General features: G+C 31.6%; 28 protein-coding genes. 15 read left to right on the forward strand and 13 right to left on the reverse strand.

The features are described from left to right. The first annotated feature begins 117 nt into the window (after nt 1-117). On the forward strand, nt 118-1,314 hold the full coding sequence (locus tag ACSVH9_RS02185; protein ID WP_438062277.1) for an acetate/propionate family kinase: 1,197 nt from the start codon (nt 118-120) through the stop codon (nt 1,312-1,314). 64 nt (nt 1,315-1,378) lie between these two features. Here the strand turns inward: ACSVH9_RS02185 and ACSVH9_RS02190 are convergent, their stop codons facing one another. The 4 genes from ACSVH9_RS02190 to ACSVH9_RS02205 all read right to left on the reverse strand — a co-directional run bounded on the left by ACSVH9_RS02190 (nt 1,379) and on the right by ACSVH9_RS02205 (nt 4,871). Next, a complete protein-coding gene (locus tag ACSVH9_RS02190; RefSeq protein ID WP_438062278.1) occupies nt 1,379-2,815 on the reverse strand; it encodes an amidohydrolase in 1,437 nt (478 codons plus the stop codon). 110 nt (nt 2,816-2,925) lie between these two features. Then, nucleotides 2,926-3,309 (reverse strand): SMU1112c/YaeR family gloxylase I-like metalloprotein, encoded by a 384-nt coding sequence (gloA2, locus tag ACSVH9_RS02195; protein ID WP_438062279.1) that lies wholly within the window; start codon nt 3,307-3,309, stop codon nt 2,926-2,928. A 49-nt stretch (nt 3,310-3,358) separates the two neighbouring features. Continuing rightward, nucleotides 3,359-4,519, reverse strand: a complete 1,161-nt coding sequence (locus ACSVH9_RS02200; RefSeq protein WP_438062280.1) for a hypothetical protein — start codon at nt 4,517-4,519, stop codon at nt 3,359-3,361. After that, nucleotides 4,509-4,871, reverse strand: coding sequence for a hypothetical protein (locus tag ACSVH9_RS02205; RefSeq protein ID WP_159683669.1), 363 nt, complete (start codon nt 4,869-4,871; stop codon nt 4,509-4,511). The genes ACSVH9_RS02200 and ACSVH9_RS02205 overlap by 11 nt, the downstream gene beginning before the upstream one ends. Before the next feature lie 306 nt (nt 4,872-5,177). Here ACSVH9_RS02205 and ACSVH9_RS02210 point away from each other — a divergent pair, with 306 nt between their 5' ends. Then, nucleotides 5,178-6,362, forward strand: a complete 1,185-nt coding sequence (locus ACSVH9_RS02210; RefSeq protein WP_438062281.1) for a porin — start codon at nt 5,178-5,180, stop codon at nt 6,360-6,362. 70 nt (nt 6,363-6,432) lie between these two features. On the opposite strand, the gene ACSVH9_RS02215 is transcribed toward ACSVH9_RS02210, so the two are convergent. From ACSVH9_RS02215 to ACSVH9_RS02240, 6 genes are all read right to left on the reverse strand, one after another. Beyond that, on the reverse strand, nt 6,433-6,738 hold the full coding sequence (locus tag ACSVH9_RS02215) for a type II toxin-antitoxin system RelE/ParE family toxin (RefSeq protein ID WP_315146016.1): 306 nt from the start codon (nt 6,736-6,738) through the stop codon (nt 6,433-6,435). Continuing rightward, the gene (locus ACSVH9_RS02220) at nt 6,722-6,961 is read right to left on the reverse strand and encodes a hypothetical protein (protein ID WP_438062282.1); all 240 of its coding nucleotides are present in this window, start codon (nt 6,959-6,961) and stop codon (nt 6,722-6,724) included. The genes ACSVH9_RS02215 and ACSVH9_RS02220 overlap by 17 nt, the downstream gene beginning before the upstream one ends. A 228-nt stretch (nt 6,962-7,189) precedes the next feature. After that, complete coding sequence (tpiA, locus tag ACSVH9_RS02225) at nt 7,190-7,942, reverse strand: triose-phosphate isomerase (RefSeq protein WP_438062283.1); 753 nt, start codon at nt 7,940-7,942, stop codon at nt 7,190-7,192. A gap of 28 nt (nt 7,943-7,970) precedes the next feature. Continuing rightward, nucleotides 7,971-8,465 (reverse strand): TlpA family protein disulfide reductase, encoded by a 495-nt coding sequence (locus ACSVH9_RS02230; RefSeq protein ID WP_438062284.1) that lies wholly within the window; start codon nt 8,463-8,465, stop codon nt 7,971-7,973. A gap of 300 nt (nt 8,466-8,765) precedes the next feature. Beyond that, the gene (locus tag ACSVH9_RS02235) at nt 8,766-9,866 is read right to left on the reverse strand and encodes a BT_3928 family protein (protein ID WP_438062285.1); all 1,101 of its coding nucleotides are present in this window, start codon (nt 9,864-9,866) and stop codon (nt 8,766-8,768) included. Between the two features lie 13 nt (nt 9,867-9,879). After that, on the reverse strand, nt 9,880-10,428 hold the full coding sequence (locus ACSVH9_RS02240; RefSeq protein ID WP_315169701.1) for a DUF1599 domain-containing protein: 549 nt from the start codon (nt 10,426-10,428) through the stop codon (nt 9,880-9,882). 89 nt (nt 10,429-10,517) lie between these two features. On the opposite strand from ACSVH9_RS02240, the gene folP reads away from it, so the two are divergent. Together folP and ACSVH9_RS02250 are read left to right on the forward strand one after the other, a co-directional pair. Continuing rightward, nucleotides 10,518-11,345 (forward strand): dihydropteroate synthase, encoded by an 828-nt coding sequence (folP, locus tag ACSVH9_RS02245; RefSeq protein ID WP_438062286.1) that lies wholly within the window; start codon nt 10,518-10,520, stop codon nt 11,343-11,345. Between the two features lie 5 nt (nt 11,346-11,350). Continuing rightward, nucleotides 11,351-11,983: a hypothetical protein gene (locus ACSVH9_RS02250; protein ID WP_438062287.1), complete on the forward strand. Its 633-nt coding sequence runs from the start codon at nt 11,351-11,353 to the stop codon at nt 11,981-11,983. Between the two features lie 40 nt (nt 11,984-12,023). Here ACSVH9_RS02250 and rlmH read toward each other — a convergent pair whose 3' ends face one another. Next, on the reverse strand, nt 12,024-12,497 hold the full coding sequence (gene rlmH, locus ACSVH9_RS02255; RefSeq protein WP_300978946.1) for a 23S rRNA (pseudouridine(1915)-N(3))-methyltransferase RlmH: 474 nt from the start codon (nt 12,495-12,497) through the stop codon (nt 12,024-12,026). A gap of 460 nt (nt 12,498-12,957) precedes the next feature. Here rlmH and ACSVH9_RS02260 point away from each other — a divergent pair, with 460 nt between their 5' ends. Then, complete coding sequence (locus ACSVH9_RS02260; protein WP_438062288.1) at nt 12,958-13,953, forward strand: helix-turn-helix transcriptional regulator; 996 nt, start codon at nt 12,958-12,960, stop codon at nt 13,951-13,953. On the opposite strand, the gene ACSVH9_RS02265 is transcribed toward ACSVH9_RS02260, so the two are convergent. Together ACSVH9_RS02265 and ACSVH9_RS02270 are read right to left on the reverse strand one after the other, a co-directional pair. Beyond that, nucleotides 13,954-15,006: a hypothetical protein gene (locus ACSVH9_RS02265; RefSeq protein WP_438062289.1), complete on the reverse strand. Its 1,053-nt coding sequence runs from the start codon at nt 15,004-15,006 to the stop codon at nt 13,954-13,956. Between the two features lie 43 nt (nt 15,007-15,049). Beyond that, nucleotides 15,050-15,700, reverse strand: a complete 651-nt coding sequence (locus ACSVH9_RS02270; RefSeq protein ID WP_438062290.1) for a GIY-YIG nuclease family protein — start codon at nt 15,698-15,700, stop codon at nt 15,050-15,052. A gap of 211 nt (nt 15,701-15,911) precedes the next feature. Between ACSVH9_RS02270 and ACSVH9_RS02275 the strand changes: the two genes are divergently transcribed. From ACSVH9_RS02275 to ACSVH9_RS02320, 10 genes are all read left to right on the forward strand, one after another. Continuing rightward, nucleotides 15,912-16,421 carry a hypothetical protein gene (locus ACSVH9_RS02275; RefSeq protein WP_438062291.1) on the forward strand — a complete coding sequence of 170 codons (510 nt, stop codon included), beginning with the start codon at nt 15,912-15,914 and terminating at the stop codon, nt 16,419-16,421. Nucleotides 16,422-16,472: 51 nt separating this feature from the next. Beyond that, on the forward strand, nt 16,473-16,919 hold the full coding sequence (locus ACSVH9_RS02280) for a hypothetical protein (RefSeq protein WP_438062292.1): 447 nt from the start codon (nt 16,473-16,475) through the stop codon (nt 16,917-16,919). Continuing rightward, a complete protein-coding gene (locus ACSVH9_RS02285; RefSeq protein ID WP_438062293.1) occupies nt 16,916-17,836 on the forward strand; it encodes an ADP-ribosylglycohydrolase family protein in 921 nt (306 codons plus the stop codon). The genes ACSVH9_RS02280 and ACSVH9_RS02285 overlap by 4 nt, the downstream gene beginning before the upstream one ends. Nucleotides 17,837-18,175: 339 nt before the next feature. Beyond that, nucleotides 18,176-18,931, forward strand: coding sequence for a LytR/AlgR family response regulator transcription factor (locus tag ACSVH9_RS02290; RefSeq protein WP_438062294.1), 756 nt, complete (start codon nt 18,176-18,178; stop codon nt 18,929-18,931). After that, complete coding sequence (locus tag ACSVH9_RS02295; protein WP_438062295.1) at nt 18,909-21,920, forward strand: histidine kinase; 3,012 nt, start codon at nt 18,909-18,911, stop codon at nt 21,918-21,920. Before ACSVH9_RS02290 ends, ACSVH9_RS02295 begins: the two co-directional genes overlap by 23 nt. A gap of 104 nt (nt 21,921-22,024) precedes the next feature. Continuing rightward, nucleotides 22,025-22,618 (forward strand): hypothetical protein, encoded by a 594-nt coding sequence (locus ACSVH9_RS02300; protein ID WP_438062296.1) that lies wholly within the window; start codon nt 22,025-22,027, stop codon nt 22,616-22,618. Nucleotides 22,619-22,935: 317 nt separating this feature from the next. Then, nucleotides 22,936-23,544, forward strand: coding sequence for a hypothetical protein (locus tag ACSVH9_RS02305; RefSeq protein ID WP_438062297.1), 609 nt, complete (start codon nt 22,936-22,938; stop codon nt 23,542-23,544). A 377-nt stretch (nt 23,545-23,921) separates the two neighbouring features. Beyond that, on the forward strand, nt 23,922-24,368 hold the full coding sequence (locus ACSVH9_RS02310) for a hypothetical protein (RefSeq protein ID WP_438062298.1): 447 nt from the start codon (nt 23,922-23,924) through the stop codon (nt 24,366-24,368). Next, nucleotides 24,349-24,795 (forward strand): hypothetical protein, encoded by a 447-nt coding sequence (locus ACSVH9_RS02315; protein WP_438062299.1) that lies wholly within the window; start codon nt 24,349-24,351, stop codon nt 24,793-24,795. Before ACSVH9_RS02310 ends, ACSVH9_RS02315 begins: the two co-directional genes overlap by 20 nt. A 42-nt stretch (nt 24,796-24,837) precedes the next feature. After that, complete coding sequence (locus ACSVH9_RS02320; RefSeq protein ID WP_438062300.1) at nt 24,838-25,245, forward strand: hypothetical protein; 408 nt, start codon at nt 24,838-24,840, stop codon at nt 25,243-25,245. Nucleotides 25,246-25,298 lie beyond the last annotated feature (53 nt).

Genomic DNA, 25,298 nt, shown 5'->3' on the forward strand with positions numbered 1-25,298 from the left:
CAAAAGATTATAATGGATGACGGGACTTTGACCATAAGAAAGCGTATTTTTGCCGCTTCAAAAAATGAAATAAATAGGCTTAGTGGTAAGCCAAACAAAATAGTAAAATTTACATATATGAAAATTGTAATTATAAATTCAGGAAGTTCATCGATAAAGTATCAATTGATAGAAATGCCAGAACAAAAGGTAATTTGTAGTGGAATGATTGACCGAATTGGGTTGGATACTTCTAATTTGACCTACACCACAGCGACGAATAAAATTGTGGAGTCATTGCCAATTGCCAATCATAAAGTGGGTTTGCAAAAAATTGCGCAGTTGTTGATGGATGAAAAAGTTGGAGTGATTCAGTCTACTTCAGAAATTAAAGCAGTAGGGCACAGAGTGGTTCACGGAGGAAGTTCTTTTTCGAATACGGTAGTAATTACAAACGAAGTAAAAGAGGAAATCCGACAACTTTTTGAATTGGCTCCGTTGCATAATCCTGCTAATTTGGAAGGGATTATTGTGGCAGAACAAATTTTTGAGTCGGCCAAACAAGTGGCGGTTTTTGATACGGCTTTCCATCAAACAATGCCAGTTGAGGCTTATAAATATCCTATTCCGAATTATTTATTGTCAGAACATAAAATTCGTGCTTACGGATTTCACGGTACCAGCCACAAGTATGTTTCTGAAAAAGCCATTCAGTATTTAACACAAACGGCTAAGCATAAAGCTGACAAAATAGTTACCATTCATTTAGGAAATGGTTGTAGTATGACGGCTATCAAAGATGGAAAAAGTATAGACCACACGCTTGGTTTTGGACCTATGAACGGATTGATTATGGGAACTCGAAGCGGTGATGTGGACCCATCGATAATTTTCTATTTGGTAAAATCGTTGGGCTACTCTACAGATGAAGTAAATGCTTTACTTCAAAAACAAAGTGGAATGTTGGGCCTAACAGGCTACAGCGATTTGAGAGATATAGAAAGTAATGCAGAGGCAGGTAATAAGGAATGTCAGTTGGCACTAGCAATGAACGCGTACCGAATTAAAAAATTCATTGGTTCGTATGCCGCTGTTTTGAATGGTTTGGACGCTATTGTTTTTACAGCAGGAATTGGAGAGAATTCAGATTATATTCGTCGATTAGTATGTGCTGATATGGATTACTTTGGTCTTGAATTGGATGAAGAGCAAAACAGTATTCGCTCTAAAGAAATCAGAGAAATTAATACGCCAAGTTCTAAAACAAAAATATTGGTGGTTCCAACCAATGAGGAAGTGGAGATTGCCAATCAGGTGTATGATTTGCTTTCGTAGTGAATTGAAAATAAAATAAAAATAACAATCCCCTAAACTATTTTAAAAAGTTTAGGGGATTTTTTTAATCTCTATAATTCAAGGCTGGTTTACGGTCACCAAGTAAAGGTTTGTATTCATAGTCGCCTTTGCTGGATTTGAATTCTTCTTTGGCTTTTTGAACCAAAGATGGATTCGTAAACAAATCGATGGCCATATACGAAAGTGTTTTGGCAGCCACAAGCATTCCTTTGATACCTATATTGGTTCCGCCACAGGCTACGGCTTGCCAGCTGTGTGCTCCAGTTCCTGGAACCCAAGTTGCAGTTTCGATTCCAACTGTCGGAACGGTATAACTTACATCACCTACATCGGTGGAGCCTAGATTTTTCTCGATATGCATCGGATTGACTTTAGCCGCGTTGGCAATAGGAGGTTTTTTGTCGATAAAACTGCTTTGAATTTTAGTCGCAAAAGCTATTTCTTCCGGTGTATACTGTACGCCTCCAACTTTTTCTAAATTGATTTGTATGGCATCGGCCAATGTTTTGTTGATGAGCAAATCGTGAGTACCTCCGATGATTTCATATTCGGAACGGGTTCCAGTTCCCAAAGCGGCACCTTCTGCTGCTTTAGCTACTCGGTCAAAAACATTGACCGCCACAGTTTTTTCTGGGTTACGCACATAGTAATACACTTCTGCAAATTCTGGAACCACATTTGGTGCTTTGCCACCATTAGTGATGACATAATGAATTCTTGTTTCTTGCGGAATATGTTCCCGCATCATATTGACCATATAATCCATAGCTTCGACAGCATCCAAAGCGGAACGTCCTTGCTCTGGAGAAGCAGCCGCGTGCGATGAAATCCCATAAAATCGAAACTTAGCCGATTTGTTAGCCAAAGCACTAGTGTAGGTTACCGAATTATTATCCGAAGGATGCCAATGCAAGACAACATCAACATTGTTGAAAAGCCCCTCTCTCACCATATATACTTTTCCGCTTCCGCCTTCTTCTGCAGGACATCCAAAGACTTTTATTGTCCCTTTTAATTTGCCTTCTTTTATTAGATTTTTGATGGCTATACCAGCAGCAATGGAGCCAGTTCCAAATAGATGATGTCCACATCCGTGACCATTATTTTTATTCGGAATCAATGTTTTGGTAGGCGAGGTATCTTGTGATAATCCAGGAAGCGCATCGTACTCTGCTAATATCCCAATCACAGGATAACCCGAGCCATACGTAGCAACAAAAGCTGTAGGTATCCCTGCTACACCAGTAGTAACGGAGAAATCATTTTCTTTTAATTGTTGCGCGAGTAAGTTAGAACTATTTGTTTCTTTGTATCCTAATTCGGCAAAATCCCAAATATTCAAAGCTATTTTCTTGTAAGTAGCCTTTTCTTTTTCAATGCTCGTATTTGCTTCTTTCTTTAGTATTTCGATTGATTTTTGGGACCAATGTGTTTGTACAAATAAGGTTAGGGCTAGCAAAGTCCAAATTGTTTTTTTCATATCTAAAAGGTAAAAGGTCAGGTTTCTTATGATGTTTTATACTGGTCAAAAGCGTTTTATTGCAATCTTTTGATGAATAAGCTAATATACATTGATTTTGCTTATCCTAGTTACTTTTCATAAAATTCAATGGGCAACTGGTCAGGGTCTGCAATAAAAAGAAAGCGTTTGTTGGTGAATTCATCTGTGCGAATGGCTTCCATTTCGATTTGATTTTTTTGTAAATGGTCTACAATTTTATCCAAATCATCGACTTCAAAAGCCAAGTGACGCAAACCCGTAGCTTCAGGGCGTGAAGGTCTTGAAGGAGGATTGGGAAACGAAAAAAGTTCAATAATGTAGTCACCATTGAGTGCTAAATCGAGTTTGTATGACGCTCTTTCTTCTCTATAAATTTCACAAATAATCTCTAATCCCAATACTTCAATATAAAAACGTTTCGATTTTTCATAATCGGAACAAATAATTGCGATATGATGAACTTTAGTAAGCATAACTTTCGATTAGAATTTTTAACTTAAATAAAGAATAGCAGCTGGTCTACTAGTCCAATTGGTATTTGAATCCAATTTCATACACGGCTTCTTTTCGTCTGTCAAAAGGCAGTTTTCCGTTGGAGTAGCTTACATAGACTCCACTTGAAGAGGCGATAGCTGCTGTGAAATATGAAAACGAATCAAAGCTATTATTTTTTATTTCATTCGAGGCATTAATTTCTTTGAAGTATTTAAAAGAACTATTGAAAAAGAGTGTTTGGGAAGAAATCTCAGTAAGTACGGTTCTAAAACCCGCTTCGAAATGCATACGTGGGAAAGGCTTTAGATTAGGGTCACTTTTTTTTCGTAATGTATCTTTTATCGGATTTACATAATCAAAACCGAACAATAGCGTAGGAAGGGTAATGCCCGAATGCAGCATTCCTTTGTATTGGGTTAATTTTCTGAGGAAAGCAAAAGGATAATCAAGTATATTGAGTTTTGATGCGATGTTGTTTTTATCCCAAGATTTCAAGCTACCGCCCAATCGCATACCTAGCGTGCTTTGTTTTTTGGAAAAATCTTGATTTGATTCTAAGCCTGCATTCAAATCATATTTGAGAATCCAACTGTTTTTGAGTTTGAATTTTTCATTCATTTCATGCCATTCTGGGGCATTTAGTATGGCTTCGGAACTTTCGTAGGTAGCGAGCTTTCTGCGTAAATTGGCGTAGTAAACCAAATCATTTGGGGTTGTGGTTACGGTTACGCCTCCTCCAATTCGGAAGAGATTTAAAGCCAATTTGGTGTTTAGAAAATTGTAGGGATTGACTTCTTTGTTAAAAGATACATTCCCTTTTGTCTCTAGTGATATTGATTTTCCTCTTTTTATATGGCCTTTCTCAGTGATTTTTGCTCTTTCGATGTTGAGGTTGTAGGCAAATCCTAAAGCCGATTTAGTAGAATCTTTGTTTTGAAAGGTTTTCAAATCCAAATCAAAGTTATTCAACCATTTTAGATACGAAGTGTCTTTTTTTTGGATTTTTAACTCCATGAAATCTAATAAAAGCCCCCAATTTTCGGGTTGCTTTTTTAGAGAATCAACTTTTTCTATGACTTTGTTTTCTTGCAGTAGTTTGTCTTTGGATGCAATAGTTGTAAACGATTGTGCATTCAATCCGCTATATGAAGATAGAATCAGGACAAAAAATAGTAGTTTACGATTCATTCTCGAGTTTAATTTCGTTTGTAAAAAAATAGTTTTCGTCATTCTTTTCAGCCAAATCTTTTATTGTTTTATCTTCATCTAAAAGAATCTGAATCATATCGTTTATGGCTGTATTTCTAGATATAGAATTTTCTAGTTTGGCACCCCAACTCGAAAAAACTTTATCAATGGTATCGGCAATTAATGTGGCTTCAATTTTTAGATTATCCTTACTTGATAACGGATTGAAAAATGTAAGCTCCGACATTTTGATAGTATCCGCAGCATTGAATTGTTTTTTTGTCTGCCCTAATCGAAATAATGAAAACCAAGTGTCTACAAAAGCAGGGTTTTCTGTTGTCCATTTTGCCATAAATCATTTTTTTGTTTTTCTTTCAAAACGCTTTTTATTGAAGAAAGAATCTATAATTAGTGTTCTTTCAAATGTATCAATTGCTTGTAAATACCACAAGTTTATTGAGGATATTTCTTGCATTTATTTTGGTATTTAAAAGACAGCAAAAAAGCCATTTCCTGATTTTTATCATAGAATAGGCGAGTGCTGTGTTTTAATTTTAGGGTTTCTTTAATACAGAAGCTTTTACAAGAAACTAAAGCAGTTCCTTCTTAAAAAATCGGGTTAACTACCTCTAAAGCTTCTTTCAAAATACTAAAAAAAATGCTTATTGAATTCAAAAAATGGATGCTATTTCCCTTGGCATTCTTCACCTCGCTTTGCTATAGTCAAAGCACTGAACCATCAGAAAAGAAAATCGAAAATCAACCTTCACTTTTAAAACCACCCAAAGAAACCCAAGCTGCAGATAAAAAGCTTGATTTCTTAACCAAAAAAGCCAGTTATGCTGTTCTTTTTGTAGGGGATTATGCCAAAACATTTTCCTCTAATGTGGATATGAATGGCAATCACACTACCGATGATAAGGCTTCAGATAATGGTTTTTACCTTCGTTATGTTCGCTTACAAGCCAAGTTCGAAATCAATAAAATTACGGCTCAAGTGCTGATTAATTTAGCTGATTTTAAAAACAACCCACAAACCCGTGTTTTAGAATTGGCTAATTTGAAATACAAAGCCAATAACTATTTGTCGATTCAAGCTGGGCAATTTCGTCCTTATTTTGGCTTAGAAGATTTGTACCCAGCAGATATTTTAAAATCTTATAATTGGTCCAATCAGTACACTCTTTTTGGGAACAATGGCTGGCAAAGTTTTCAGATAGGTGCCGCCGTTTTCGGTTCCTTATCAGATTTAAAAATTCCGCTCAAGTACTATTATAGTTTTGTCAACGGAAATGGAAAAAATCAAGTCGCCGACTCCGATAATGCCAAGCATCATATGTTTCGGTTAGAATACAAGTTAGGCAAGTACGTTAATTTGGGTGGCAATGTTGGTTTTTCGCGTTGGGATGGGCAATCCTCTAAGGCATATGGTGCCGATTTGCAGTTTGAGAAAAAAATTAGTCCAACATTATGCTTGGCTTTGGATACAGAATATAAACGAGGCTCGAATTTGAATGCGTATACTGCTTCGAAACTTGTTCCAAAAGAATTGAATGATTATGAAATGCAAGGTGTTTATGTGATTCCTTTGGTTCGAAAAATTATAGATGTAGACAAAAAAATAGGCATAGAGTTTTCGTTTCGCTATGAATACCTCGAGAATCTAGTGAAAGCTGGTAATCCACTCCGAATTTACACACCTATGGCGAGTTATATTTTGGGAGAAGATTATATTGGAAAGTTATCGTTGGTGGGGCTTTTTGTAGATTACAACAAAAGTATTCCCAATTCGGCACAATACGATTACAACCAAGTTTTGTTGCAATACCAAATTCGATTTTAGGTAAAATAGGATGTAATATCTCGGTGATGCAAGGCTATTATCACCGAGATAATTTGAGACTTTGAAAAGATTATTTTAATTTTCTTTTTTTGGGGCTTTGTCGATTGGAAAAGAAAGATAAAATTTCAATTCGGTTTTCAGAAATACGATAGTAAAGGGTATTTAAATGTAAAATAACAGCTCTTCGAATTTCTTTTTTCTCAACTGAGGCTTGAAAAATATATGGATTTTGAGCGATAAGTTGTAATGTTTTTTCTAGAGCAACTGCTAAATTTTTAAGTTCTTTTGCAGTCCACTTTTCTTGTAGATAATTTAGTGTAGCTTCTAATTCTTGAAGTGCGTTATCGGTCCATAGAATTTTATAACCACTTTTCATATAATGCTCTTGCTTCAGAATGCTCGTTTAGTTTGCCTGATTTTGCATCTTCTAGACCAAGTTCAATGGATTGTTTCTCATTTTCAGAAATAGAATTCCACCAATCTGTGCTTTCTTTCTTTCTTAAATCCATAATTTTCTGAATAATAGCAGTATCTTCAATAGTTGAAAGCCACTGGATTAATTCTAGTTTTTGGTTCAAAATGGTTTCATTAGCATTCATACCTACACATTTTAGATTTCAAAGATACTAATTTAATGGTTTTTCTTCACATTTAGAATTATGAGTCGAATTGAATACTTTTTGGTTTCTATTTATCGTGTTTTTATATAATAACAACAACTTATTTTCTTGGCTAGTATTTATAATATACAAAAAAAACCTGACGATTTGGCCAGGTTTTTTATAGATTCAGCAGCAAGATTTCGGATTGCTTACTTTATGATTGGATTAGATAGCAGTTACAATCGCTAAGAAATCAGTTGCGTTCAAGGCAGCACCACCAATTAGACCTCCGTCTACATCAGGTTTAGAGAAAATTTCTTTCGCGTTGTCTGGTTTTACACTTCCACCGTATAAGATGGTAAGGTCTTCTGCGATATCGCTTCCGAAGGCTTTACGAACGGTTTCTCTAATAAATTCATGCATTTCTTGTGCTTGCTCTGGTGAAGCCGTTTCTCCTGTTCCGATAGCCCAAACTGGCTCGTAAGCTAAAACTACTTTTTCCCAATCAGCAGCTGTAATATGGAATAAACCATCTTTCAATTGGTTTTCCACAATGTTGAAATGATTTCCAGATTGACGGTCTTTTAATTCTTCACCAAAACAGAAAATTACCGTCATATCGTGTTCTAACGCAGTATCAACTTTTGATGCAATCAAAGCATCAGTTTCGTGGAAAATAGCTCTACGCTCAGAATGTCCTAAGATAACGTGGTTCACGCCCACACTTTTAATCATATCAGCAGAAATTTCACCTGTAAAAGCGCCGCTTTCCGCTTGGTGAAGGTTTTGTGCTGCAACTTCAATAGCGCTTCCTTCTAATTTGGTTACCGCAGCCGCTAAGTTTATAAAAGTTGGTGCTACAATTACTTCTGCAGTAGTTTCAGTAGGTATTTTTGCTAGTAAGTCAGTCAATAATTCTTGGGTTTGTGCTGCATTTTTATGCATTTTCCAGTTTCCTGCCACAATCTTCTTTCTCATTTTTTTTGTATTTAAAGGTTGTATTATTTTATTTTAAACTTTTTAATGTTTCGTCGATGGCTGCAAAATCGGTTTCAATAGCACGGTAACGCACGATTTTCCCTTTTTTGTCGATAATGATGTAACGCGGAATCCAATCGAGGTCGATGGCTTTTCCAAAAACACCTTTCATTTGGTCATTGGCCATATAATGATCGCCTTTGATTTCGTGTTTTTCAATACCCGTTTTCCATTTATCAGCGGTTTTATCCATAGAGATAAATACATAATCTACCTTTGGATGATTGGCTTGTAATTCTTTTAATTTTGGCATTGCTTTTACACAATCACCACACCAAGAGGCCCATACTTCAATGACTACTGTTTTGCCTTTATGTTTTTTTAAAACATCTTTAAAAGCTACTTGACTGTCATTTGCTGCTAATAATTTTTCATTTAAAGCTACTGACGAAAATGCTGATTTTTGAGCTTGAGTGCACGAAAAACTAGCAAAAGCAATAAAAAGAGCGATTATTTTTTTCATATTGTTGGTTTTTTCATTGCCTACAAATTTAAAGAAACTATTTCATCTAGGCACCGCTCGGATTGTTAGTTTAGTTGTTTTTTTGTTAAAAAAATACAACAATAACGTTATCGTTAATAAAATAGGGGATTTGTCGTAAAATGCGAGTGCTCTTTAGTGATTCATTCAGATTGGTGCTAAAACTAAAATTCTAAAATTGTTTTTCGATACCTTTTTAAAAGAAAATCTAGCTTTTACAAAAAAAAGAGTGCCTTCCGTTTAATGGAGGACACTCTTTTTTGTTGTTTGATTTTGAAGGGATTATAGCTTTAAATCTTCAATATCGTTGTAATGAACTTTTTGTTTGACTACTGCTTTCGAGATAATCACGACACTAGGGTTGGCTCTTTCAATGGTTTTAAGCGCAATAGCATCACAGAAATAAAAATCGAAAGTGAGACCAAACTGTTTTTTTACTTTCTCAATTTGCTCAGGAGAAGAAGCAGTCATTCCAATTACTCTATAGCCTTTAATCAAAGCTTTTTTATGCAAAGCCTCCATTTTAGCCATTCCTTCGGCGTTGGATTTGTTTAAATCATAAGCTACAATAAGTATTAATTTTTGATCTTTTAAAAATTGATCCTTATAGTCTACACCGTCTTTTTCCATAGTAAAATCATGAATTGGCGGAATGTAGCCTTCTTTGATTACTTTATCAATTCTGTCAACAAATGTGGCGCCTGCTGGGATATTCATTAACTCTTTTTCTGTAAATTCTTTTTGAACGCCATTTACTTTGTAGATAAAAACCATTTCTACTTCGCTTTTTGGAGCATTCTCTGGAATTTGCATCCCTTCGTTGATATTGTTTCCTACTTTAAAGGGTCTAAAGTCTTTTAAAGGCAAGTGATTCAATACCCAATACCCCATAAAGCAACAAAGTGCTACTGCAAGGGTAACAAGAACATTTTGTGTTTTTACTCCAAATAATGGTTGTACTAATTTTTGATTAAAGTATAGTATTAAAATAAAAAATAATAAAACAATGTCTTTCGTAAAGGATTGCCATGGCGTTAGTTTTAAAGCATCACCAAAACAACCACAATCTTTCACGACATCAAAATAGGCGGAGTAAAAGGTCAAAAAGGTAAATAAAACAATTAGAATTAATAAACTCCAAATGGTGAATTTGGTTTTGTAACCAATTAATAATAACACACCCAAAATTACTTCTAGTATTACCAAAAACAATGCAATTGCTAAAGCAAATGGTTCTAAAAAAGGCATATTAAAAACAGGTTCACTAAAATATTCGGCTAGTTTATAAGAGAATCCAACCGGGTCGTTGAGTTTGATTAATCCAGAAATGATAAATAAAATTCCAACGAAAAGTCGGGAGAATTGGGTAAGAATGTTTTTCATAGTGGGGAATAATTTATTTTTTCAAATGAAATTGCATTAAGATTAGCGCAAAAACAGCATAGTTTATCATGTCTTGATAATTGGCATCAATGCCTTCAGAAACTAATGTTTTGCCTTTGTTGTCTTCAATTTGTTTCACTCGGAGTAGTTTTTGTAAAATCAAATCGGTAAGCGAACTCACTCGCATTTCGCGCCAAGCTTCGCCATAATCGTGATTTTTAGCTTCCATCAAAGTTTTGGTAAGTTCGATTTTGGTGTCGTACCAAGTGGTAGCAGCGGTTACGTCTAAGTCGGGTTGTTCTACCACTCCCAATTCAAGCTGAATCAAAGCCATAATCGAATAATTGATAATCCCAATGAATTCGCCAGTTTCGTCTTCGTCAACTTTTCGGATGTCGTTTTCTTGTAAACTGCGGATGCGTTGTGCTTTGATAAATATTTGGTCGGTCAGCGAAGGCAATCTTAGTATGCGCCAAGCACTTCCGTAATCTTTCATTTTATTGATAAATAATTGCCGACAAATGGTTATAACCGCATCGTATTCTTGTGAAGTATTCTTCATTATTGGTGTATATTTGTATTCTGATTGCTCCAAAAATAAGCTATTTTTTTGGAATCGTTTACCAAATTTATACAACAATCAACAAAATCATGACAATCAACTGCAATGGTGAATTAATTGACTTATCTACCCCCAAAGTAATGGGGATTTTGAATGTTACACCCGATTCTTTTTTTGACGGAGGTCGTTATACTAATGATCGCGAAGTTTTACAAAGAGTAGAACAAATGCTTACAGATGGTGCTACTTTTATTGATGTAGGAGGCTATTCAAGTAAGCCCAATGCTGTAGAGGTTACTGTTCAAGAAGAAAAGGCTAGAACGATACCTGTGGTGGCTTCTATCGTACAACATTTTCCAGAAGCAATAGTGTCTATCGATACGTTTAGAAGCGATGTGGCTCAGTTGTGTTTGGACCAAGGGGCTGCTATTGTTAACGATATTTCTGCTGGACTTTTGGACCCGTTGATGTTGAAAATTGTAGCTAATTATCAAGTGCCTTACATTATGATGCACATGAAGGGTACGCCGCAAACAATGAGTGCACTTGCGCAATATGATGATTTGGTTAAAGAAATGTTGTTGTACTTTTCAGAACGAATCGCAGTTGCGCGTAGTTTGGGAATATCAGATTTGATTGTAGATCCAGGCTTTGGATTTGCTAAGACTATTGATCAAAATTTTGAATTGTTGCGTCATTTGGATGTTTTTAAAACTTTAGATTTACCAATTTTAGCTGGAGTTTCCCGAAAATCAATGATTCATAAAACATTACAAATTAAACCTGAAGAAGCCTTAAATGGCACCACTGTTTTGAATACTCTTGCCTTAGAAAAAGGAGCTTCAATTTTGAGAGTTCATGACATAAAAGAAGCAGTAGAAACCATTAAATTATGGCAAAAAGTAGTAATACAATAATAATAATGAAATCAGTTATTTTAAGTGTTTTGGCTATTCTTTTGGTAGCTTGCGAAGGAAAAAAAGAAGTTCAATTACCTAAGTCAAATCAGTCATTGGTAACAAGCATCGGGGAACATTCGCCCGTTTATATTTTCTTTGCTTTAAAGGGAAAAGACACTATTGCAGATTTGAATAGGAGCAATACTATTAGTTCGACTCATTGGGTATTCAACATTGATAAACGATTACCTCTGCGTTTAGTTATTCCCCAAGTAAGCAAGATGCAAGCTAAAAAAGAGAAAAGCATGCACAAAAGCGAAACCTCCGAAAACTATTTTTCGTATGCCGATAGCCTTCATAAAAACTTGGCTTTCGTTTCGTTTACGAACGTGACCTATAAAATGGAGAGGCCAAAAGTTGGTACTTTTATTCTTTTTACTCTAAACAATACTGTTATTGTAGATGCTAAAGAAATTAAGAAAACTGCTTTACAAGACTATTTGAATCAATTGCCAAGCGACAAAACGAGAACGCTGTATTTTGGTTTTGCAAAAGAAAGTAGTTTTGATACTTACCTACAACATCAAATCTTTATAAAAGGCTTGCAGTATAACGGATTTGACGCCAATGCGCCTCGACAAGAATTCATTTTTTAACTACAATTATAGAAATCAATAAAATGTTTCTTTTTAGTGTTTATTGATGATGGTATGGTTCGTTGCGTAAAATAGTAAATCCACGATACAATTGTTCGATAAAGAATAAACGCACCATTTGATGGGAAAAGGTCATTAATGATAGTGAAATTTTGCCTTGTGCTTTAGCATAAACTGTGTCTGAAAAACCATAAGGTCCACCAATCACAAAAACTAAGGTTTTGATACCTGAGTTCATTTTTTTCTGCAATTCGGCTGAGAAACCCACACTAGAGAAGGTTTTTCCGTTTTCGTCTAGTAAAATTAATTGATCTGTTGGTGTGATTTTCGAAAGAATCAATTCGCCTTCTTTTTCTTTTTGCTGACTCTCGGACAAGTTTTTTACATTCTTGATATCAGGAATGATTTCCAATTCAAATTTGATGTAAAACGACAATCGTTTGGTATAATCATCGATTAAGGTTTGTAGTGCTTTATTGTCGGTTTTGCCAATGGCGATCAATTTGATATTCATACGCTATTAAAGAGTTAAATAGTGATGTTTTATGGGTGTTGTAATTTATGGACTTAACAGATATACTTTCTTTAAAGAACAATAGTCTTTTGAAATTTATTGAAAAGCCATAAAAGACAAAACCCCGAAAACATTTTGTTTTCGGGGTTTTAGCGGAGAAAGAGGTTCTTTCTTAATATCGCTTCAAGCCAATGAATTCAATTGTTTACAAAAAATATATTTTACAGGGTACCAACGAGGGTACCAAAGAACTGGAAACATTCACAATACTTACAATACAAATATATAAATTATGAAATAAAAATGACAGGTTATTTATAAAACAATGATTAGAATAGAAATGAATAGATTTTTTGATTTTAAGATTAAATCAGATGTATTTTATTGTGATTAAACTACTATCGGTTTTGGCATAAAATGGGAAAGTTATATTTATCTTCGTATTAAATAATCCAATTTTATGGAAGATTACAGCAAAAGAAAACTATACAAGAAAATAATTATAAAACTTTTAAGGGAAAAAAAACTCAATTTAGATGAACTTTTATCTTCGCTAAATAGAGTATTAAAAACGGATTATGGTATTGATGCAATATCCAGAAGAACTTTTGATAGAGCAAAAGAAAGTTTATTGGAAAACGGTTATATAATCAATTCTAGAAAGTTTAATGGTCGGAATTATTTTGTTCTTGAAGGTTATCCAGAAAACCATAATCTCACAAAAGAAGAACAACTCACTTTTCCATTGCTTTTAGGATTATTAGATACCGAAAAGAATATGAATGCTGTTTCATGGCTTAAATCAGCTTTGATGGATGAATTTGATTTCAGTAAAGATGATTTAAATCCATTTCCCTATTTTGTTCATGTTCAACCTTCCCTAAATGGACAAGACAAATTACTTATACTCGCTGGTAAAATTATTGAATATATCAAAAATGGGCAAGCTATTAAATTTTTATACGACAGAAAAGGAGAAGTAAAATTTAAACAAATTGCACCGTTGCAAATTAGATATTATGATAACCGATATTATTTATTAGGAACTGATATTGATGAAAATACAAACGAGGTTGGAATATTATTGAAAACCTTTGCCCTTGATAAATTTATAGAAAAACATGTATATCCAGCGATAATAGAAACAGATGAATTTAATTTAAGTGAAAAATTTATCTATTTTGATTATCAAAAAATTCACAAGAAAAGTAATTTAGAAAACCTTTTAAAAAACAGTCTCGGAATTTGGTATGATTGGGAGAGTAGGCTAAAGACATTTAGATTAAAATTTACCGATTGGGCTATGGGAATAATAGAAAACAAAACTATTCACTCATCACAACAAATTATAGAAAAAACTAAAGATTTTACCATTTTAGAAATTACAGTTTGGGACAATCGTGAAATTGACTATTTTATTGATAGGTTTGGTGATAAATGTGAAAGGTTGAATTGATTATGGAATTAATCCACTACAAAAATCTCTTGCTAATTCATAATACCAATTAGTATTTGTCGTGGTGAGATAAAATCTGTATAAAAATGAATTGTTTGGTAAAGGATATGTATTTGGAGTGTTTTTTTTCTTCCAATAAATGATTTTACGATTCTTTAAATTTTCAGTTAAATGAATAAAAAGAGGAATGTAATCAGGAGAACCAATAAAAACTATGTCATTATCATCATTTTTATCCAATTGATTAAAATCTTGATATTGAGTCGTATTGAAATTTCTCCTTGCATTTAGGGATACATTTGTAGCTTTTGAAAATGTAATATCATATTTAGGCAATCTATAATTAGCTCTTACTAAACCCCAACCAGCTGAAAGTATATAAAGATTAGCCATAAATCTATTGTGTGACTCTAAATATACATTAGGGAGTGTTCTTGGAACATATAATCGATAAGCCTCCAAAAGATTTTTATCATTTTGATTATCTATTAAATAATCTCTCCATGTAGTTTCAGAATTTTCTTTTATATCATCAGGATGATGTTCAAAATTGTTTGATGGATTATCTACAAATTTTTCAATAGGGTATGCTGTAAAGAAAGAATTATTTTTTTGCCCAGCACAAATCATCACAACTTTAAAATTTTTACTTAAGATAATTTTTGCTTGGTTAGTATTATTTTTGGCTTGTGGAGATTTTGCTTTTGAAGTAGATTTATCTTTCTCGTTAGTAGATTTGCTTTTTGGAGTTGGAGCAAATAAATTAGTATCATTTCCATTAAAAGCAATTGTAAAATCATTAAAATTTCTGTCTTCTCCGATAATTATCCCTCCACATTCAGTAGCGTTTCGCATCGAGTTACATATTGCAGGTATTCTTTGATTCCATAGTGTTATGTTGTCAAGAATTAGGCAATGATTTTGAACCATTTTAGCAGTCATTTGATGATTACCTTGTTGATAAAGATTTAAAATGGCTTGCAATATTATTGGCTGTATTACCCCATTGGCTATGGTAATTTTATTTTGGAGACAAATTTCTATTTCATTCATGATACTTTTTTTACATTTAAACAATGTGCTTGAGTTTTTAGTCTTAAATATTACCTAATCTTTGTTTTGTATTCATGTATACGACAGCTCTTCTTATTTTATAAACTTGTGTTGAATTATCTTGTGCATTTGCTCTTGCATTTGGATTGTTTTTTAAATTTAATAAAGGTTTTATTGCTTTTATTAAATATTTTTCATCGTTATCTATTAAGAATTTATCATCTAGATACTCAATCCAATATATCTTCATATATTTTTTCATTAAGGTATTGACTAAACTTTCCGTATTAGGTATTATTAAATCATCTGCTAAAAGAGCTCCAAGTCCTGCTCTTAAAGTTGATAATGTTCCGTGGTAAACTTCACCATCTTTATGATTTTGTTCTATGTGCCATAACAGCCTTTTATAAATATTACTATTTCCTTGTTTTCCTGTGCCCGAGGTTCCTAAATAAACTAAATCATATTTTACTCCATCAATATATTTAGTATAATGAGGTTCAATAGGATGTATAGTAACAAAACCGCTTAGCACTTTGTATCTATCAGATTGCATAAACCAGAAATAAATTCCTTTTGATTTAATATTTGGTATTGGAGTGGCGTGTGGGACGAACGATTTTTCCTCTTCTAAATTATCATCTAACCATTGTTCAATGGTTGCAAAAGTATCCTTGTGATTTAATTCTCTCATGTAAAAGCGTGTGAAGTTCTATTGTCAAATATATAAAAATATTAATTCGGCAATCAATTTAACTTTGTCACTTTATGGCTAAGTTCTGAATTAATTTTGTTTTTTTAATTTAAGTAAATCCTCTTCATAATAAGCAAATACATTGAATTTATATAAACTTAAAATTAACATTTTCGGAGAACTATGGACATTAAAAAAGGTGGATTTTACAATGGAAGAGTATGAAATGTATAACTCAATCTGTTCTAAGATTGGAAAACCTATTCATGAAGCCATTATTGACCCTTTTTTCTATCATAGGCTTGGCAATGAAAATATTTCAAATTTTGAAGATTTAAACGGTAATGTTATCGATGGCTTGTTGAATTCTTCAGCAAATCAAATTGAAGTATGGTTTAAAAATAAAAAAGTTAAAAAACTAAAATTCAAAGAATTAAACTCTGAATATCTTTTGTTTCCATTATTTAATTCAGAATTGATTTCAATTTCATCAGATTTGGAGAATGGGATTTATGTAGAACAAAAAGAATTTGGTTTTTTGGGTAGTTTCGTTTTAAATATAGAAGATGAATTTAATATTGAAAATCTATTTTTTAAACTAATTCATTATGAAAGCAAGCAAATATTAATTCAAATATTGTATGATAGTGTTATAATGCCATTTAAAAAAAAAGAGCCAATAATTATTTTTCAAAATGGATTTATTGTTCAATCAAAATAAACCGCTTTTTCTCAAATTTTATATTAATAGATTTCAATAACATAATTAAAAATGATAAAAATTTCAATTCCCCCAGTACCAGTTAATGTTTATATTAAATATTCAGGTAGTAGATTAAATTTAGTGCAAAGATATAATGCTTTTGAAGATTCAAGAATTGAATTTGAAAAGACTTTTAAAAACATTAAAGAAACGATTACAGTTAAGGTTAAGCTTTTTGATGATAAAATATATCATTTAGGTTTAATTTCTAGAAATATTTATACTGAAGTAAATAATGAATTGATTCAATTTGAAAATGGATTCTTAATGCATAATGAAATAATTTTAAATAATGATATAACCTTTATTTCTGCTAGAATCACAATGGATGTGGAAGTTAATGGAGAATTAATTAATGAAAGTTATTCATTTAAAGTATTTATAAAGTATAACAATAGTAAGATTAATAAATATATAGTTGAAGCTGAAATTGAATGTGATAATTTTATAAAATGAAAAATTTAAATGATTTGTTAAAAGATATTCTTTTTGGAGTTGCGGTTGGAGATGCACTTGGAGTTCCTGTAGAATTTAAAGATAGGGCATATCTAAAAAAAAGTCCTATAACTGATATGATAGGTTATGGAACACACGACCAACCCAAGGGAACTTGGTCAGATGACAGTTCGCTTACTTTCTGTTTAGCTGAAAATATTATTGAAGGATTGGATTTGCAAAAACTGGCTAATAAATTTATTTCTTGGAAAGATGATAACTATTGGACGCCACATGGTTGGGTATTTGATATTGGTATTGCAACAAGAATTGCCATTGAAAAATTAGCGATGGGAGAAAAACCAGAGCTTGCTGGGGGAATAGGAGAAAATGATAATGGGAATGGCTCTTTAATGAGAATTCTACCTCTTTTAATTCATATCAAAGATAAACCAATCAAAGAAAGATTTGCAATTACAAAACAAGTCTCGTCTTTAACACACGCTCATATCCGTTCTGTTATTGCTTGTTTTTATTACCTAGAATTCTCTAGAAGAATTGCTCAAGGTCAAAATAAATTTGAGATATATAAAGCACTTAAAAATGAAATATCAGATTTTTTAATTAAAAATGAAATCAATCCAATTGAAATTGAATTATTTGAATCACTATTGAAAGATGATATTTTTAATTTAGAAGAAAGTGAGATAAATAGTAGCGGATATGTACTTCATACTTTAGAAGCTAGCATTTGGTGTTTGCTCAAAACCAATACTTATCAAGAAGCAGTTTTGAAAGCTGTAAATTTAGGCAAGGATACTGATACAACTGGAGCTGTGACTGGTGGAATTTCTGCTTTGCTCTATGGTTATGATGCGATTCCTAAGGACTGGATAAATTGTTTAGCAAAAAAAAATGAAATTTATAAATTATGTTAGAATAACAAATTGGAGAAACTAATATTGTAAGCATGAGGTATCCAAAACTTAAAATGAAAGATGTTAAAAATTTAAGTAAGTGTTATATAAATACCCTAAACAAGGTGATAGAAGGAAAAATAGTAATTGAGAATCAAGTAAATATGTTGTATTATTTAATTAGAGAAGATTTTTTATGTATTTGAAAGGTATTTCTCGGTAAAAGCTTTTTTGTCAACTAGATTCGGATTAGGGATTTTTTGAAGGATTCTAAATTTAGACCTTTTCGATAACTTTAAATACTTCTACGTTTACTAATTCAACTTTAGGAATTAACTTAAATATTTCTACATTTATAAAATGATTAAGACCATTATTATCGACGACGAATACAATGCTAGAGAGTTTTTAGAAAAGCTTTTAACTCGTTATTTTCCTGATAAATTTTTAATTTTAGACAAATGCGAAAGCGTTGATGAAGCAATTGAATCTATTGAAAAGTATAATCCAGAATTAATTTTTCTCGATGTTCAAATGCCTAACAAAAATGGATTTCAACTTTTTAAAGAGTTGAATAAAATTCATTTTGAAGTAATTTTCACCACTGCACATTCGGAATTTGCCATTGATGCCATCAAATGTAGTGCTTTGGATTATTTGTTAAAACCAATCAATTATATTGATTTATTAGAGACTATTAAAAAGTATGATGATAAACAAAATAAAGCATCACAAGAGGAAAAATTAAGATTGCTTTTAGAGAATATTGACACTGGTGGCTCAGAGTTTAATAGGATAGCATTACCAACAGAAAACGGTTTTGAGTTGCTTAAAACAAATGCAATCTTGTATTGTGAAGCTGATAGTAACTATTGCAAAATTGTTTGCTTAGACGGCAGAAATATTATCTTATCCAAAACCTTGAAATATATTGAAGAGTTACTGCCACGTTCCATTTTTCAAAGAATTCATAAATCCTACCTAGTAAACCTAAATTATGTGAATCGTTTTAGTAAGGCTAATGAATTACTAGTTGAATTGGCAAATGGAGAATCACTTCCCGTTTCTGTTAGACAAAAAGAAAACTTTATCAATGCTATCATACAAAAGAAATAAGTTCTCATTTATACTATTATTTTTTATTAAAATAGTTGTTGCTCAAAATATTCCAAGTGTAAATATTACAATTAATGATGGTTTACCTAGTAATGACATCAAATGTTTTTATAAAGACAGTAGAGGGTTACTTTGGATTGGCACTGAAGCTGGATTATGCTGTTATGATGGTTCAACTTTAAAAATATTTAACGAAACAAGTGGATTGAAATACGACAGTGTTTGGTCTATTGTAGAAGATGAAAAGAAAAATTTGTGGTTGTCGTTGTATGGACATGGATTGGCAAAATACGATGGTAAAAAGTTTGTCTACTATAACGAAAAAGATGGATTGGTTAATAATTCTATTCGCAAAATTCATTATTCAAAAAAATATAAATGTTTGATTCTTGCTACTGAAAAAGGACTTGGATTATTTGATGGCAAGAAGTTTAAATCACTGGCTAAATATACTCCTTGGGGGAGTTTTCAAGTTGTGGGCATAGAAGAAACTGAGGAAAAGATTTATATTACAGCTTCTTATAGTGATACATTTAATCTAATAATCAATAAAGATATTCAATATGCTAGGCTAGAGAAAATATTTCGACCAATTATATCTTATTCCTCTTTTATTAGCGACAATAAATACCTGAGTGGTGGAGCAAATCGTCTTTTGTTTACTAAAGATTTGACTACTAATAAAGAAATAACTCTCCCTTCTGCTATTATTTGGGATTTTGCAAAGGACGATGAAAACAATATTTACTGTGCTTCATGGAATGTGACTGACCCAAATGGAGGGTTGTTAAAATACCAGAAGGGCAAGTTAATAGATATAACCAAACAAGCAAATATTACTTCTACTATGCTTTGGTGCTTGCTTTATGACAAAGAAACCAAACAACTTTGGGTCGGTTCTGGTGATAAAGGAATTTATCGAGTTGATTTAAGTAAGCAGATTAATTTTTTGAGACCTACTTTTTTTGGATTGAAAGGACTGGAAATTCAAGAATTGTATAATGATGACAATAATACTACTTGGATTGGAGCAAAGGACAATATTTTACTTCTTCACAAAGACTTAAAATATACCCTATTTGATAAAGCAACTATTTGGAATAAGATTTTGATTTATCTTAAACAAAAAGGGGTAGATGTTAAGATTGATGCGGATTATAAAAAGTACAACACAAGAAATAATTTTACATCATTCAATATTGTTTCCGATAATCAAGGCAATATTTGGGTAAATACAACTATTGGAACTTTTTGTTTTGATAAAACCTATAAAATTCTTTTTCATAAATTTTTCGATGGTGGTCATTTAGTTTTTGATAAAAAAGACCAAGCCTACTATGGCAGAATGTATTCTCATATTTACTTTATACCCAATAAATTTGATTGGACTTATTATAGAGATTATTCGATTAAAGACTCATCCGTACCAAGAGGAATAATGAAAATTGTAAAAGACGGAAATAGGATTTGGTTTGCATCACATCAAAAAGGATTGTATTTGCTATATAATAATAAATTCCAATCTTTAAAATTCAATGAAAATTTCATCAAAGATTTAATTATTAACGACTCTGGTCAATTAGTAATTGGAACAAACACTGGAAAGGTTTACATCGCAAGATGGAACGGAACTGGACTCGATATTTTACACATTTACAAACCTTATAAAGAGCTATCTGGAACTTCTATTTCGTTTGTAGAACAATCAAAAGGAACTTATTTCATTGGAACAAACAAAGGAATCAATGTTGTCCAAAATAATAAATTCATCAAACTCATTAACAAATCAGAGGGTTTAACAGATATTCAATTTAACGATTGTATAAAAGACAAAAATGGTAATTTACTAATTGGAACTAATGATGGATTAATTCAACTGAATGTTGCAGAAGTTCTAAAAAGCAACATAAGTAACAAAAAACCAATCAATATTTCCACAATCAAAGTAAATGGTGAACTATTTGCAAATAGCAATATTACTTGGAATACATACAATCATAATGAATTAAAACTAGATTACAATCAAAATGATGTAGAGATTGTCTTTTCCGCAAATACTATTTTCAATGCTGATAAAAATGTTTACCGTTATAAAGTTATAGGTTTATCAAATAATTGGAACAATTTTGAATCTAATAAAAAGATTCAATTGCTTGGTATACCAAATGGAAATTATAAATTAGTTATTGAAGGAAAAAATATTGGAACAGGTGATGTATTTCAAACTAAGACACTGCTTATAATTATAACTCCTCCGTTCTGGAAAACTTGGTGGTTTTTATTAAGTAGTTTTATTATTCTATCAATTTGCGCATATCTTATTTATCTCAATAGAGTTCGACTGATTAAAAAAGAAGAAAAAGCGAAGTACGAAATTCTACAACGTCTAGCTGAGACTAAAATGGAAGCTTTACAAAGCCAAATGAACCCACATTTTATCTTTAACGCCATGAATTCTATTCAGAACTACATTATCGATAATAACACTGATGATGCACTAATGTACATGGGGGAATTTTCAAAAATTATTCGTCAAACCCTTAACAATTCATCTGTTCAACGAATTCCTTTAGGTGATGAAATTGAGTATTTGCAATCCTACATTAGGCTAGAAAATATGAGATTCAAAAATCAAGTTGATTTTGAACTAATAGTTGATGAAGAACTGGATTTGTTTGAAACCGAAATTCCTCCAATGTTGCTTCAACCTTTTATTGAAAATGTATTCGTTCATGCTTTTGATTCTAATTCGATGAATCCAAAATTGGTGCTTTCATTCAAACAGAGTGATAATTATCTTTTTTGCCAGATTATTGATAATGGAAAAGGTATGATTTCTGGAAATTTAAATAAGCTATATGCATCAAAAGGCATTGATTTAGCAAAAGAGCGTATTGCGTTATTTCAAGCAGATAATGATAATCCAATAACTATTTCCTCAAATACAAATGAAGGTACTACAGTAGTTTTGAAACTCAAAATTGAATAATTTTTGACGGTTATTTTTTAAATCATAACGAGAACTAATTCTAATCCTTTTCTTATTTCCATTATTATAGTTTTGATTGTATTAATCAAATAAACAATAATAAAATGGATAGATTTAAATTTTTGAAAAGTGCTTGCCTTGTAGTTTTAGTAGTTATTTCTTTTACTAGTTGTAGTAATTCGGATGATGAAGGTTCAATTTCAAATGAAGGCTTTTTTAAAGCTTCTCTAAACAACAAAGATTATATTTCAACTTATAAACCAACTGAGGCTTTATACGGGCCTGGTTTTTGGGATTCTTGTGATAATTTAAAAGAACTTCATTCCACCTCTTTGCCAATAATTGAGACATCAGAATTCTCAATTGATTCTTATTTAACTTATTATGGTAATGAGGTTGATTTTACAAAATATAAATCGAGTAATGCTTCAACTGCAAATTTAGATTTTCAATCTCAAGAATGCTTAGTTGATTTTACATTATTGTTATCATACGTTGATAAAAAAAGTAAAACCGATTATTACTTAAAAAAGACAGGCAATGTTAACAAAGTCACAGATGTCAAATTTGTAAGTGGAGATAACAAGGAAAGCATATATGCTGTTTCTGGTAACTACAGCGTAGTTTTCTTAAAGCCTAATGGAACAGAAATTCCCGTTAGCGGTACTTATAGAATTTTTGTTTATGTATACAAATAATAAAACTAATTAGCATAAAATTATTCAGAAATGGACATTTTTTTATTTGTAATCGAACGCTATCTTGTCAAAACCCTACGCAAACTAATTCTTAATTTTTTCATAATTTATTTGATGTAGGTTTGGAATAAATAAAAAATGGAAAAAAAATCAATGTGTCCTAGTTGTCGTATTAGCCGTAATGGAGACAAAGCGAAAAGATGTTCAAAATGTAAAACGAAAACTTGTAATAAATGTTCATTCACAGGCTTTACCTGTTGAAGCAAATCTTATGACAAGAATTATACTATTTCAAATTAATTATAAAAATACTGAAAATGAAAAAAATCACATGCCTATTGTTCGTTAGTTTTTTGTTTTTCAATTGTTCAAAACCTGATGAGCCTACTGATAATGCAAATAATCTTGTTAACGCAAAATCGTCAATAAGTTTCACAATGAATAATGCTGAGTATGAACAAGACTACACTGCTATCAAGATAAAGGATTTTGTGAGTAATGTAAATTGGGAAAAAAAAGGCATCACAACAACCAACCTTAATGAGTTTATAATTGATGCAAATCCAAAAGTAAAAGGGAAGGCTTGCGATTTTACAGAAATCTTTAGTTTGACAATCAGAACGACCGATAACACATTGATTGTCAATAAAAAATATAATTTATACACTGGATATATTGAAAGTTTTCAATTACCACTCAATGACCAAACACTTTGTTATAAAGATGTTGAATTATATTACACTGAGAATACTTTGGGTACGGTAAAAATTACGAGTTTTGATGGGAAAACATTAAAAGGAGAATTTAATTTAAGTAATTTATCCAATAAGGCGGATTATGCTCCATTAGGCTACTGTAACGGCACTCAAATAGTAGAAAAAATATTCAATATTACAAATGGTAGATTTACGGCAATTCCGTATTAAAATGTGTCTATTCAAAAATAACACGCAATATATGTTCATTTATTGACTATACATTTTTATTTGCATATCCACTCTCTTCATTGCTTATAAGCTTTAAAATATACTTTTCGGTCGTCATAAACCTCTCAATTTGAAAGGTTTTATTTTCGAATACACAGATATCTTTTAACGTTTAATTAAGGACTAACTACGATAACTAATTCCTAATTTTTTCAAAAAGAACTTACTATAGATTTGAATCGAAATATAAAATTGCTCTAAAAAATTAGAATCACAATTAAACTTTTATGCTCATACTGAAAATACAAAAGTTACTTAAGAAGTCTTTTTTTTAAAGAAGAGTTGGATTTAAAGAGAAAAAAATAGATAGTTAACTAATGAAAAAGATAATTTTTATACATGTTGGAATTCCAATAATTATTGGAGGTTTAATTTATATTTCTTTTCGAAGTCCATCTTTAAGGATGTTTGAATGGTTTAAATTGTGTAATATAGACTATTTTACTTCATTAATTCGTTGTACTATTTATCCTTTAAGAAGTAGCTATATTCCTCCTTGGTTTTATTATTCTTTACCAGATGGGCTATGGGTTTATTCTTTTTCTTCAGCTTTACTTATTTTTTGGAACAATGATTTTGGAAAAGTTAAATATTGGTTACTAATTCCAATTATTTCAGGTGTTTTAATTGAATTTTTACAAGGATTCAAGGTTTTTACTGGGACTTTTGATTTATTAGATTTAGTTTTTTCAATTTCAGGTTTACTATTAAGCATTTTTTTTATTAACAATAAATTCAAACATTATGATAATCAAGCATCTTAAAACAATTCTTTCGTTTTTAATAGTTGGAGCATTTTTATTTTTAGCTTTTGGCTCTGGTGGTTCAAAATCAGATAGCTCAAAAAATGAGAATGAGGTTAGTTCCTTAGTTATAAATGGTAACTCGGCAACCTTTACTTATGAAGTAGGATTTATGTACACTGTAGCTTATTGTGGGCTAGCCTCCGACATATGGTGGGTATTAAACCAAAATCAAAACATAACAGAACTCGAAATTAATGTTAACGAGGAATGTGAAGATAAATTTGGAAATAAAGACAAAAAGACCACCGTATTACATATTGACCAAGAATGGATTGAATCAAATGAAGTTAGAAAATATAATGATGAAGATAAATTTTGCAATTATGCAAATGACAACTCAATATTTATGGATATGTGGGTTCCTAGAGGGAACTACTGTGATTAATAAAAAGGTTTAAGAAAAATAGTATAAAGATTAAATTTTAGAATGATGAAGTATAACCTACATAAAACATTTAGTTCGACTTTAGTAGTTTTTGCATTTTTAATTATTGCGTTTGGTTCAGGAGAATCAAAGGAAACAGAAAATACTACTGAAACAGAAAATAGTGAGGTTTCAAAGACAGTTTTTAATACAAAAGATGATTTGTGGTCTTTTATAAAGTATTCAAATTATGATGATTTAAAATCAGTATGGGGCAATGGAAGATTTGATAACTTGAGGGATGCATCTAGTGTAGGTGAGCTAGATATGACAATTGATGTTTATTGGGATAATATTTTATGTGAGGGACAGCCAATTAAAATTACATTTAAAAATATTGGAATATCAAATCCAAATCCAAGTAGTGTTGATTCTTACTGCTTAAAAAGTAATGAGCTTTGTTACAATTAATCAAATTAATTTGATTAAAAATGATATTACAATTTTACTTTTTATGAGTTTTA

Source organism: Flavobacterium sp. RSSB_23, assembly GCF_051547145.1.
In the GTDB taxonomy this organism is placed as follows: Bacteria; Bacteroidota; Bacteroidia; order Flavobacteriales; family Flavobacteriaceae; genus Flavobacterium.